Consider the following 13,054-nt stretch of genomic DNA (forward strand, 5'->3'; position numbering starts at 1 on the left):
TCCGGCGACCTTGCACCATGACTGACGCTGTTCCCGCTGCCCGTTCACGCCAACGCCTGTTGTCCATCGACGCCTTACGCGGCCTGGTGATCCTGTTCATGTTGCTCGATCACGTGCGCGAGACATTCCTGCTGCACCGGCAAGTCAGCGATCCGATGAACATCGACACGACGGAGCCGGCGCTGTTTATCAGCCGCACCCTGGCCCACTTGTGTGCGCCGGTGTTTGTGTTGCTGACCGGCCTGTCGGCATATTTGTACGGCGAAAAATACCAGGGCCGTGGTGACGTTTCGGCGTTTCTGTTCAAGCGCGGGCTGTTTCTGGTAGTGCTGGAATTTACCCTGGTGAACTTCGCCTGGACCTTGCAACTGCCGCCCAGCGTCATCTATATGCAGGTGATCTGGGCCATCGGCGTGAGCATGATCGCCCTCGCCGTGCTGGTGTGGTTGCCCCGCCCACTGCTGATCGGCCTGGCGCTGGTGATCATTGGCGGGCATAACCTGCTCGATGGCGTGCATTTCGCAGCGGGTTCGGCGTTGCACATTCCCTGGACGATCCTGCACGAACGCAGTTGGATCGAGGTGGGCGACAGCCTGCGTCTGCGCACGACCTACCCGGTATTGCCGTGGATCGGGGTGATTGCCCTGGGTTACGGCATTGGCCCGTGGTTTGCCGAGGCGATGCCGGCAGCGCGGCGTCAGCGCTACCTGTGGCTGGCAGGTATCAGCGCACTGCTTGGCTTTGTAGTGCTGCGCGCGATCAATGGTTACGGCGAGGCGCCATGGCAGGTGTATGACAGCCCTGTGCAGACGCTGATGAGTTTCTTCAACATCACCAAATACCCACCTTCGCTGCTGTTCCTCGCGCTGACATTGGGTGTGGGGCTATTGCTGTTGCTGGCCTTCGAACGCGCCGGGCAGCGACGCTGGATCGGTACCCTGGCGGTGTTCGGCGCAGTGCCGATGTTCTTCTACTTGCTGCACTTGTATGTGCTGAAAGTGTTGTACGTGATGGGCGTGGCGCTGTTTGGCCTGAACCAGGGGACGTACTTTGGGTTCGACAACGTCGGGGCGGTGTGGCTGGTGGCGCTGCTGTTGCCGCTGGCGCTGTACCTGCCAGTGCGCTGGTTTGCCGGGCTGAAGGCCCGGCGACGGGATATTGCCTGGCTCAAATATTTCTAACCCCAAACATCCAACTGTAGGAGCGAGCTTGCTCGCGATGGCGGCGTGCCAGCCACCAGATGTAGTGGCTGAACCACCGCTTTCGCGAGCAAGCCCGCTCCCACACTGACCGGTCCCACACCAAGCTCGGTGTTTGCCGTTAAGCCAGCTCAGTACGCAGTTGGCGAGCCGCCGCAACCATATGGATCAACGCCGCCTCGGTCTCAGGCCAGCCGCGGGTCTTCAGGCCGCAGTCGGGGTTGACCCACAGCCGTTCGGCAGGAATACGCCGGGCAGCCTTGCGCAACAGGTTGGCCATTTCCGAGACCTCCGGTACCCGTGGCGAGTGGATGTCGTAGACGCCCGGGCCGATGTCATTCGGGTAAGCGAAGGCTTCGAACGCGTCCAACAACTCCATATCCGAACGTGAGGTCTCGATGGTAATCACATCGGCATCCATCGCCGCGATGGACTCGATCACATCGTTGAATTCGCTGTAGCACATATGGGTGTGGATCTGGGTTTCGTCACGCACACCCGAAGCGCACAGGCGAAATACTTCGGTGGCCCAGTCCAGGTAGTGTTGCCACTGGTCCCGGCGCAGGGGCAAACCTTCACGAAACGCCGCTTCATCGATCTGTACGATCTTGATGCCAGCCGCTTCCAGGTCCACCACTTCGTCGCGAATCGCCAGCGCCAGTTGCCGGGCCTGCACTTCGCGGCTCACATCTTCACGGGGGAATGACCACATCAGCATGGTCACCGGGCCGGTCAGCATGCCTTTCATCACCTTGTCGGTCAGGCCTTGTGCGTAGCGGATCCACTCCACGGTCATGGCTTTCGGGCGGCTCAGGTCGCCGAAGATCACCGCCGGTTTCACACAGCGCGAACCGTAGCTCTGCACCCAACCAAAGCGGGTGAACACATAGCCGTCCAGTTGTTCGGCAAAATACTCAACCATGTCGTTACGTTCAGCTTCGCCGTGCACCAGCACGTCCAGGCCGAGGTTTTCCTGCACTTCAACGGCGTGTTTGATCTCACTGTGCATTGCCTCGACATATTCGGCTTCGCTCAACTTGCCAGCCTTGAACGACTGGCGTGCCAGGCGGATCGACGCGGTCTGCGGGAACGAGCCAATGGTGGTGGTCGGGAACAGCGGCAGGTCGAGGCCGGCGCGCTGCTTGGCGATACGCTGGGCAAACAGCGACTGGCGCTGGCTGTCCTTGGTGGTGATGGCGGCAACGCGCGCTTGTACAGCCGGTTTGTGGATACGCGGCGAGGCAGCACGGGCGGCCTGCACGGCACGGCTTTGGGCCAAGGCCGCCAGCACCTTCGCGGCTTCTGGCTGGTTGATGGCCTGGGTCAGCACGGCCACTTCTTCGCACTTCTGCACGGCGAAGGCCAGCCAGCTTTTCAGCTCGGCATCCAGCTTGTCTTCACGCCCCAGGTCCACCGGGCTATGCAGCAACGAGCATGAAGGCGCGACCCACAAGCGATCACCCAGGCGTTCATGGGCATGCTGCAAGGTGGCCAAGGCATTTTCCAGGTCGCAACGCCACACGTTACGCCCGTTGACCACACCCAGGGACAGCACTTTATAGGCCGGCAGACGATCGAGAATCGTCGGGTACTGTTCAGGTGCACGCACCAGGTCAATGTGCAGGCCATCGACCGGCAAGTTGGCCGCCAGGCCGAGGTTCTCTTCCAGGCCGCCAAAGTAAGTGGCGACCAGTTTTTTCAACGGATCACGCTGGATCAGGTTGTAGGCGCGCTCAAACGCATTTTTCCAGTCTTGAGGCAGGTCAAGCACCAGGATCGGCTCATCGATCTGTACCCACTCCACGCCCAGGTCCGCCAGGCGCTGGAAGATCTGGCCGTACAGCGGTAGTAGGCGGTCGAGCAGTTCGAGCTTGTCGAAGTCGCCGCCCTTGGCCTTGCCCAGCCACAGGTAAGTCAACGGCCCGATCACCACCGGCTTGACGGTGTGCCCCAGGTCGCGGGCCTCTTTGACTTCTTCGAACAACTGGTCCCAGCCCAGGTGAAACTGCTGGTCGACGCTGAATTCAGGTACCAGGTAGTGATAGTTGGTGTCGAACCACTTGGTCATTTCCTGGGCATGGGCACCGCCGCAGCAGCTGTCGCTGACACCACGGGCCATGCCGAACAAGGTCTGCAACGTGGCTTTGCCATCAGCCGGGCGGAAACGCTCGGGGATCACGCCGAACATCAGCGAGTGAGTCAGTACCTGGTCGTACCAGGCAAAATCCCCAGCGGGCAGCAGCTCGATGCCCGCCTGTTTCTGCAAGTCCCAGTGGGTCTTGCGCAGCTCACGGCCTACGGCACGCAGGCCGGCTTCGTCCAGCTCGCCCTTCCAAAACGCTTCCTGCGCTTTTTTCAGTTCACGATCGCGTCCAATGCGCGGAAATCCAAGGGAATGAGCGACTGCCATGACAAAAAACTCCAATGTGTTGGGATGGGAGCTATTGTCGGCAGCAGGTCATCGTGAGACAAACTCATTTTATTTTTGATGATCACGAAATTTACTCATGATTGGCGCGCAGTGCTTTTCAAGCAGGCTTGTGAGCCTGACGGAAATCCCACCAACTGAGGGTGGCCGGTTTTTTCCTGACCACAGGTGGGTAGAGCGAGCGAATAAAGTTGATGTCACCCTCAGAGAGCTCGTTGTTATCCGCGATGGCGTTTCCACCATTGAGCAAGGATGAATCAAAACCGTAGTGCATGATGGATTGGCGATCATAATCAGAGGTAACTACATCGTTAACCAAGGGCTCAAAGTTCAACTTCACTTCTTCCGCTCCGCCTTTATCTGCGTAGTCTTTATTAACTTCCAACCAGTCAATATCCAAATCATTGTTCTCGTGCTGATGCTCATGCTGCAACCCCAGAACATGGCCAAATTCATGCTGGATCGTACCGGCGTTAAAAGCATTGAGACCATTCTTGAAACCGATGACCGTTGTAGGTTCTTCGGCTGGCACATCGAGCGCATGGAAACCCACGTACGAATGCCCCCCTGAAATGTCGTTGTTTGCAGCAATCCTGATATCCCCATCGGCGTCGTCTGTGAACTCAAATGTCAGATTGACGTGAGGCGCCCATTTATTAATGTTGGCTTTTGTGAACGTTTCTTGCTCGTTGGTCATACCCATCAGGGAAATTCTTATGACCGAATGTTGTGGCCACAACGCCGAAGTTGATGCTACCCCGCGCTTTTGCCTGGACAGTGCAGAGGCCTCCCGGTTGTCCGTTTGCTCGGCGCTATCGTTGGGTGAATAACTCAGTGGGTAGGCACTTGAGTAAGCGTTCAGGTTAACTGTCACAGTAGTATCCCCAGCAATGATGTATTCCCCAGTACGTCGTACTTCAGCACCATAGGTTCCACAGGTGCTATGACAGCAGTTTACGAGCGTGCACAACACCCAGGATCAGCGCCAGAAGCTGACTCACCGCCGCCAGCAATTGCGCCACCATCGCCGCAAAGCCGGCACCTACAAAAAAGTAACGGGGATGGCGTATCAATGGCCCCAACCTGCAAATTCCGCTGACTAACCTTTCGATCCTGACGAAGTGCGGGCACAATGCCTGTCCTTTTTTGGCAGGCTCCGCCACAGGCTCTGAAAAATGATCAAAACGCCGTATTACCTCATCGACAAACAGAAGCTTCTGGTCAACATGCAGAAGATCGCCTACGTGCGCGAACAGTCCGGCGCCAAGGCGTTGCTGGCACTCAAGTGCTTTGGCACCTGGTCGGTGTTTGACCTGATGCAGCAGTACATGGACGGCACCACGTCCTCGTCGCTGTACGAGCTCAAGCTCGGTCGCCAGAAGTTCGAAGGCGAGACCCATGCCTACAGCGTGGCCTGGGCCGACGATGAAATCGACGAAATGCTCGATAACTGCGACAAGATCATCTTCAACTCCATCGGTCAGTTGCAGCGCTTTGCCCAGAAATCCGAAGGCAAGACCCGCGGCCTGCGCGTCAACCCGCAAGTGAGCAGCTCCGACTACCTGCTGGCCGACCCGGCGCGCCCGTTCAGCCGCCTGGGCGAGTGGGACCCGGTGAAGATCGAAGGCGTGATCGACCAGATCACAGGCTTCATGTTCCACAACAACTGTGAGAACGGTGATTTCGAGCTGTTCGACAAGATGCTGTGCACCATCGAAGAACGCTTCGGCCACCTGCTGCATAAAGTGCAGTGGGTCAGCCTGGGCGGCGGCATCCACTTCACCGGCGAAGGCTATGCCATCGACGCATTCTGCGCACGGCTCAAGGCCTTCGCGCAGACCTACGGCGTACAGGTTTACCTGGAGCCCGGGGAAGCGGCGATCACCAACAGCGCTTCCCTGGAAGTCACCGTGCTCGACACCCTCTACAACGGCAAGAACCTCGCCGTGGTAGACAGCTCCATCGAAGCCCACCTGCTGGACCTGCTGATCTATCGCCTCAACGCCAAACTGGCGCCGAGCGATGGCGAACACACCTACATGGTGTGCGGCAAATCCTGCCTGGCCGGGGACATCTTCGGTGAATACCAATTCGATCGTCCGCTGGCCATCGGCGATCGGCTGTCGTTCATCGACACCGCAGGCTACACCATGGTCAAGAAAAACTGGTTCAACGGCCTGAAAATGCCGTCCATCGTAGTGAAACAACTCGACGGTACAGTCGAAGTGGTTCGTGAATTTGGCTTCGAAGATTACCTGTCCAGCCTGTCCTGAGCTGGCAGATAAAGGAGAGATAAAGCAATTGAAAAAGAACGTTCTTATCATTGGTGCAGGAGGTGTCGCCAAGGTGGTGGCCCACAAGTGCGCGCAGCACAACGACGAACTCGGTCGGATTGCTATCGCGTCGCGCAACATCTCCAAATGCCAGGCCATCATCGCAAGCGTCAAGGCCAAGGGTAGCCTCAAGGTACCCGCCCAGATCCAGGCCTTCGCGCTGAACGCCCTGGACGTGGAAGCGACCAAGGCACTGATCCGCGAAACCGAATCGCAGATCGTCATCAACGTCGGCTCCGCCTTCCTCAACATGTCGGTACTGCGTGCCTGCATCGATACCGGCGTGGCTTACCTGGACACCGCCATCCACGAAGAGCCGGGCAAGGTCTGCGAGACCCCGCCGTGGTACGGCAACTACGAGTGGAACCACCTGGAGGAATGCAAGCAGAAGAACATCACTGCGATCCTCGGTGTGGGTTTTGACCCAGGGGTGGTCAACGCCTATGCGGCGCTGGCACAACAACAGCATTTTGACCGCATTGATTCGATCGACATTCTCGACGTCAATGCCGGCAGCCACGGCAAATATTTCGCCACCAATTTCGACCCGGAAATCAACTTCCGCGAGTTCACCGGACAGGTGTGGAGCTGGCAGGACAGCCAGTGGACCAGCAACACCATGTTCGAAGTCAAACGTACCGACGACCTGCCGGTGGTCGGTTCGCAGAACCTGTACCTGACCGGTCACGATGAAGTGCACTCGTTGTCGAAAAACCTCGACGTGCCCAACGTGCGGTTCTGGATGAGCTTCGGCGAGCACTACATCAATGTGTTCACCGTGCTGAAAAACCTCGGCCTGCTCTCCGAGAAGCCGGTCACCACCGCCGAAGGCCTGGAAGTGGTGCCATTGAAACTGGTCAAGGCCGTGCTGCCTGACCCGTCGTCGCTGGCACCGGGCTATACCGGCAAGACCTGCATCGGCGACCTGGTCAAGGGCACCAAGGATGGCCAGCCGCGTGAGCTGTTCATCTATAACGTGGCCTGCCATGAAGAAGCCTTTGCCGAGACCGACAGCCAGGGCATCTCCTACACCGCCGGCGTACCGCCTGTAGCCGCAGCGCTGCTGGTTGCCCGTGGCGAGTGGGACGTGCAACGCATGGCCAACGTCGAAGAACTGCCAGCCGAGCCGTTCCTCAAGGCGCTGGACGTGATGGGCCTGCCGACCCGTATCAAGGACGAGAAAGGCGACCGCGCCTGGGATGCTATCGCCTGATAGCGTCTTGTTCCTCGGATCACTCCCACGTCCTGTGGGAGTGATCAAAAACCCCTGTAGGGGTTATCGATCCCCAGCCTTTTTTATTCTTTTCTTTGACCAGATACCGTTCTGTACCTAGCCTTGTCCGTTTAGGCGAGAAAGGAAGTCCGCGCACGCTCTCCCACGTGGCCGCCGGTCACGGATACACCATGTACGAAAGGAGTCGTCCATGAACATCGATACAACCACAAACAGCCTGACAGTGCGCCTGGCTGGATTGATTTACAGCGCCTGCTGTTATTTGATATTCCTCCTCACCTTCCTCTACCTGATTGGCTTTATTGGCCGCGTGGTCGTGCCCAAAAACATAGACAATGGCATTGTCATCAACAGCTGGTGGGCCGCGTTGATCAACCTGTCGCTGCTGCTCCTGTTTGCGCTGCAGCACACGGTGATGGCGCGTCAAGGTTTCAAGTCCTGGCTGACCCGATACATTCCCACAGCCGTTGAACGCTCGACCTACGTGCTGCTCAGCAGCCTGGTGTTGATGCTGATGTTCTGGCTCTGGCAACCGATGCCCGTGCCTATATGGACAGTGGAAGCCAGCCTGCTGCGAGTGATAGTGAGCGCAATATTCTGGCTGGGCTGGGGGCTGGTCCTGGTGGCCACGCTACTGATCAGCCATTTCGAGCTGTTTGGCCTCAGGCAGGCCATCGACCGCTACCGAAACGCCGTACCCCGCGCCCATGCCTTCAAGACCCCATGGCTCTACAAGCGGGTACGCCATCCGCTGTACCTGGGTTTTTTGATTGTGTTCTGGGCGACACCGGACATGAGCGCCGGCCGGCTGCTCTTTGCGCTGGGGATGTCGGCCTACCTGTTTATCGGCGCCCACTTTGAGGAACGGGACCTGGTTGCGCTCTTTGGCGAACAGTACCGGTGTTATCAGAAGAGCGTTGGCATGGTACTGCCGAAGTTTGGCCCTGGTATTGGTGGCAAAAAACGCTGAAGGGCCAGACGTTTCCCACACCTGTTTCAGGTTGTCCCTCGGACGGGCGCTGACTAACCTTCCCGACGCCGCTGCCAAATCAGCGGCCGGATTTGACCGTCCGAATCATCGACGAACTGCTTCGCCCAGCACCTATTTCAGGCGTTTTTTTTATGCCTGTTGTATCGTGTCGCGGCGGCTGTGCGCGGGATACCTTAGGGTATGCCGGGTTCCGTTGATTACCGGTCGGTCAACCCGCGTACAGCTGCCACCCCACTCGTTTGACCGCGAACGGTGGCAGCTCCACTTATCGACGGAGCTTCACCATGATCAAACACAGCCCCAATCCCCCACCCAGCTACGATGCCAGCCGGCTTCGTGATGCTGCCTATCGTGCGATCAACCACTATCTACAGCCTGCCTCCCCAGCCCCAACCGCTGCCCCCAGCGACCCGGTGTTAGCGGGATTATTCAGCGTGCGCACTGACTTGGACGCCGAAACCCTGCTGGTCAATGCCGCACAAGACCTGGCCTCGATCAATGTGCTTGCCACTCACCTGGCCTTTGAAGTCGACGGCACCTCCCGCAGCATGGCGCTGGGTATCTGCCGGATGCTCGACGGCGTGCAGATGCTGGTCGACAAGGCACTGGACAGCTGCGCACAACCGCCCCTCTAACACCGTAATGCCGTGTAGGAGCGAGCTTGCTCGCGAAAAACCTGAGAGCGCCGCGCTTACCCCGCCAACACGCGTGATCGGTGACGTCTTTCGCGAGCAAGCTCGCTCCTACAATTACCGATTGTTGCAGCCGTACTCGCACAAAAGGTAGTATTGAGAACGATTCACAATACCACCCTGAGAAAGTCGTCCCGTGCAATCACCTCCAATCCGCAAGCTGGGCTTCTTTTTCAACGACCATCACCGGTGGCTGCTGCAACATATCCAGCATCGCGTGCGTAACCACGCCGACGCCGAAGATACCGCCGCCGATACCTTTTGCCAGATGCTCGCCGCCCGGGTCGACCCCGACAGCATTGAGCAGCCACGGGCCTATCTCTCGACTATCGCCCGCCGGCTGATCTTTGACCGTTATCGCCGCAGCCGCCTGGAAACCGCTTACCTGGAGCGCCTGGCCGCAGCGCCCGAAGCCTTGGCGCCCTCCCCCGAAGACCAGTTGCAACTGATCCAGGCCCTGGTGGCGATCGACCGTGCCCTCGATGGCTTGCCGCTGATCGTCAAGGCCACGTTCCTTTACAGCCAGCTCGACGGCATGAGCTACGTGGCAATTGCGCGCAAGCTGCAATTGTCCGAGCGCACCGTTAGCCGCTACATGAAACAGGCCCTGCGCCAGTGCTACCTGGCCGAGATGGCCCCATGAGCAAGACCCGCCTGGACCCGGTCAGCGAACAGGCCATCGACTGGATGGTGCGCCTGCGCGCCGGTAAACCGGATGCGTTGCTACAGGAGCGTTTCAATGCCTGGCTGGGCATGGACCCCGCCCACGCGCAGGCCTGGACCCGTTTGCAGGAACGCCTGGGCGGATCGTGGAACACCTTGCGCAGCCTCGATAAACGCCTGCCCGGCGAAGCACGCCAGGTGCTATTGCAACCCCAGGGCTCACGCCGTGAAGTGCTGCGCGCCATCGCGGGCCTGGGGCTGCTCGGTGGCGGCCTGTGGCTGGCGGCACGCAGCCCGCTGGGTGACAACCTGCTGGCCGACCTGCACACCGGGCGCGGCCAGCGCCAGACGTTCACTTTGCTCGATGGCAGTGTGTTGAGCCTCAATGCTGGCAGCGCGGTGGACCTGCAATTCAATGAGCACCAGCGCCTGATCATCCTGCGCCAGGGTGAGCTGGTGATTCAGGTGGCAGCCGATCCGCAAAGGCCGTTGCGGGTGCGCACCGCCCAAGGCAGCATCCAAGCGTTGGGCACGCGGTTCCTGGTCACTCAGCAAGCAGATGCCACACGCGTGGTAGTGCTGGAACACTCGGTGCTGGCCACACTGCCCGATGGTACCCAACGCACCGTACAGCAAGGCCAGTCGGTATTGCTTTATGCCGACCGGATCGAGCCGGTGGCGGGCGACCAACGCTACCGTGCCGACTGGCTCGACGGCCACCTCAGCGTACTGGACGACTCCCTGGAACAGGTGGTCAACGCCCTGCGCCCCTATAACCGGGGCTTTGTGCGAGTCGATCCACAGGTTCGCCAATTGCGCGTGCAAGGTGTATTCCCGCTCAACGCCCCCCATCGCGCCCTCGATGCACTGGCTGAAACCCTGCCGATCCGGGTCGATCACTACAGCCCATGGCTGACTCTGATTCGCCCCCGATAACCCGGACCAACGTTTTTTATGCAAATCACTCTTATTTGTGTCCGGTTTTTATTTCTCGGCCCACCTATCTCCTGACACGTCCACACCTTCAGGAGAATGCTGTGCTCAACCCTTGGCCCCATGCCCTTTCTGTCGCCGTTGCCCTGGCAACCCTGGCGAGCCCTGCCCTGGTACAGGCCCAAAGCCTGTCTTTCAATCTGCCGGCCGGCCCGCTGGCCCAAACGCTGAACGCCATTGCCAGCCAGAGCGGGCGGATTGTGTCCCTGGACCCGGTGTTGGTGCAGGGCAAACAGGCCCAGGCGGTGAGTGGCCAGATGCCGGCCGAACAGGCCATGGACCGTGCGCTGGCGGGCAGCGGCTTGCAGTTGCGGGTGACCGGGCAAGGTAATTTCAGCGTCGAGCCTGCCGCCGACAGCGGCGCCGCGCTGCAACTGGGCGTGACGTCCATTGCCGCCCACAGCATCGACCCCACTATCACTGAAGACTCCGGCTCCTACGCCGCACGGGCCGTGACTATCGGCAAGGGCACCCACACCCTCAAGGAAATCCCCCAGTCGATCACGGTGATGACCCGCAAACAAATGGATGACCAGGGCCTGGTCGACCTCAAGGACGCCGTCAACCAGACCACCGGCCTGGTGGGCGTGCAAGGGGTGGGCAAAGGCATGATCATCACCTCCCGAGGCTTCCAGATCGACGACTGGCAATACGACGGCGTGCCGATCCCGCGCAATACCTATGCCCTGGGCAACTGGGCGACCCAGGACCTGATTTTCTTCGACCGCCTGGAAGTGCTGCGCGGCGCCTCCGGCCTGCTGCAGGGCACCGGCAGCCCCGGTGGCGCGATCAACCTGGTGCGCAAGCGCGGGCAAGCGGCACCCACCGTCGCCCTCACCGCCAAGGCCGGCAGTTGGGACCACTACGGCCTGCAACTGGACGCCGGCGGCCCGCTGAACCAGAGCGGCACGGTCCGTGGGCGGATGGTGGCGGATGAAGACCAGAGCGATTCATTCATCGACTACGAATGGAGCAAGACCCACTCGTTGTACGGCGCCCTGGACTTCGACCTGCAGGAAGACACCACCCTGGGCCTGGCCGTCAGCCGCACCAACGCCGAGTCGCGGCCCATGCTGCGCGGCCTGCCACGCTATGCCAGCGGCAAGTCGATCGACCTGTCACGTTCGACCTTCACCGGCTCACGCTGGAACCACTCGCAGATCGACGTCACCACCCTGTATGCCGACCTGGAGCACCGCTTCAACGACGACTGGAAGTTCAAGGTCGGCGCGGTGCGCATGAAGGAAGAAAACACCTCGACCCACCAGCGCGTGCAGACCAACAACGAAGGCATTGAAGCCGACGGCAGCGGCGTGTCATACGCCGACTGGTACACCGATTTCGACGGCACCAAGATCGGCCTGGACACCCACCTCACCGGGCGTTTCGAGGCGCTGTCCATGGCGCAGGAAATTACCCTGGGCGGCAACTACTCCAAGTACACCACCAACGACATCATTGCGCGGACGTTCAACGACAGCGCCGACAACATCTTCGACATCAATAACCATCGCCCCGAAGTCACCTACGAAAGCCTGATGAATACGCCCGGCGGCCGGGCGACGCCGAGCAAGTACGACATCCGCCAGAAAGGCCTGTATGGCAGCTGGCGCGTCAAGCCGATCGATCCGTTGACCCTGGTGCTCGGCGCCCGTGTCAGTTGGTATGACTACAGCTACACCTCCTCGGGCATCACGGCGGTGACCCACGCCACCACCGTCAACAAGCCCAGTACCACTAACGAAACCGGCGAAGTCACGCCCTACGCCGGGATCGTCTACGACCTGAGCCGCGAGTGGGCGGTGTACGCCAGCTATACCGATGTGTTCGAGCCACAGACCCAACGCGACCTCAGTGGCGCGGTGGTCAAGCCGGTGATTGGCAGCAACTACGAAGTCGGCCTCAAGGGCGAATTGCTGGACGGGCGGGTCAATACGTCGCTGGCGTTGTTCCGCTATGACCAGGAAAACCGTGCGATCACCGATTATTCCCTGGGCGAAATCTGCGGCGGCACTTACTGCGCAACGGGTTCTGGCAAGGTCCGCAGCCAGGGCCTTGAAGCCGAGATCAGCGGTGAAGTGCTGAGCGGCCTGCAACTGTTTGCCGGCTATACCTACAACACCACCAAATACCTTGAGGATCGCGACAACAAAGGCCGGGTGTTCAGCCAGTGGACGCCCAAGCATATGTTGCGGGTGTGGAGCGACTACCAGTTCAGCGGCGACTGGAGCAAGGTCAGCGCCGGATTGGGCTTCACCACCCAGAGCCATACCCTGGGGTATGAATACACCTATGACGTGGCGGGCTACACGGTCTGGAATGCCCGACTGGCTTACCAGATGACCCCAGAAGTGGGGTTGGCAGTCAATGCCAACAACCTGTTCGACAAGACCTACTACGCATCCGGGTACAACCAGTTGAATGGCAACAACTTCTACGGTGACCCGCGCAATGTGATGTTCAGCGTCAAATACACCCCGCAGTTCTGACACGCTCTCTAGCGCCTGTGCCGCCGTCATCG

The 13,054-nt window shown here is 59.7% G+C and carries 10 protein-coding genes; 8 read left to right on the forward strand and 2 right to left on the reverse strand.

Going from position 1 to position 13,054, the window contains the following annotated elements:
• Nucleotides 1-17 precede the first annotated feature (17 nt).
• Nucleotides 18-1,181, forward strand: coding sequence for a DUF1624 domain-containing protein (locus H097_RS16075; protein ID WP_032860962.1), 1,164 nt, complete (start codon nt 18-20; stop codon nt 1,179-1,181).
• Nucleotides 1,182-1,320: 139 nt separating this feature from the next.
• Here H097_RS16075 and metE read toward each other — a convergent pair whose 3' ends face one another.
• Nucleotides 1,321-3,609 (reverse strand): 5-methyltetrahydropteroyltriglutamate--homocysteine S-methyltransferase, encoded by a 2,289-nt coding sequence (gene metE / locus H097_RS16080; RefSeq protein WP_032860963.1) that lies wholly within the window; start codon nt 3,607-3,609, stop codon nt 1,321-1,323.
• 118 nt (nt 3,610-3,727) lie between these two features.
• A complete protein-coding gene (locus H097_RS16085) occupies nt 3,728-4,600 on the reverse strand; it encodes a M12 family metallopeptidase (RefSeq protein ID WP_308425959.1) in 873 nt (290 codons plus the stop codon).
• A 202-nt stretch (nt 4,601-4,802) separates the two neighbouring features.
• On the opposite strand from H097_RS16085, the gene H097_RS16090 reads away from it, so the two are divergent.
• From H097_RS16090 to H097_RS16120, 7 genes are all read left to right on the forward strand, one after another.
• Nucleotides 4,803-5,900: a carboxynorspermidine decarboxylase gene (locus H097_RS16090; protein ID WP_032860965.1), complete on the forward strand. Its 1,098-nt coding sequence runs from the start codon at nt 4,803-4,805 to the stop codon at nt 5,898-5,900.
• 28 nt (nt 5,901-5,928) lie between these two features.
• Nucleotides 5,929-7,173: a saccharopine dehydrogenase family protein gene (locus H097_RS16095; protein ID WP_032860966.1), complete on the forward strand. Its 1,245-nt coding sequence runs from the start codon at nt 5,929-5,931 to the stop codon at nt 7,171-7,173.
• Nucleotides 7,174-7,384: 211 nt separating this feature from the next.
• Nucleotides 7,385-8,164, forward strand: coding sequence for a methanethiol S-methyltransferase (gene mddA / locus H097_RS16100; RefSeq protein ID WP_050593375.1), 780 nt, complete (start codon nt 7,385-7,387; stop codon nt 8,162-8,164).
• A gap of 305 nt (nt 8,165-8,469) precedes the next feature.
• Nucleotides 8,470-8,820, forward strand: coding sequence for a hypothetical protein (locus H097_RS16105; protein ID WP_032860967.1), 351 nt, complete (start codon nt 8,470-8,472; stop codon nt 8,818-8,820).
• A 193-nt stretch (nt 8,821-9,013) separates the two neighbouring features.
• On the forward strand, nt 9,014-9,520 hold the full coding sequence (locus tag H097_RS16110) for a sigma-70 family RNA polymerase sigma factor (protein ID WP_032860969.1): 507 nt from the start codon (nt 9,014-9,016) through the stop codon (nt 9,518-9,520).
• Entirely contained in the window at nt 9,517-10,476 is a 960-nt protein-coding gene (locus tag H097_RS16115) for a FecR family protein (RefSeq protein WP_032860971.1), read from the forward strand. The genes H097_RS16110 and H097_RS16115 overlap by 4 nt, the downstream gene beginning before the upstream one ends.
• 101 nt (nt 10,477-10,577) lie before the next feature.
• On the forward strand, nt 10,578-13,022 hold the full coding sequence (locus H097_RS16120; RefSeq protein ID WP_032860973.1) for a TonB-dependent receptor: 2,445 nt from the start codon (nt 10,578-10,580) through the stop codon (nt 13,020-13,022).
• Nucleotides 13,023-13,054: the final 32 nt, after the last annotated feature.

This window comes from Pseudomonas sp. FH4 (assembly GCF_000510915.2).
In the GTDB taxonomy this organism is placed as follows: Bacteria; Pseudomonadota; Gammaproteobacteria; order Pseudomonadales; family Pseudomonadaceae; genus Aquipseudomonas; species Aquipseudomonas brenneri.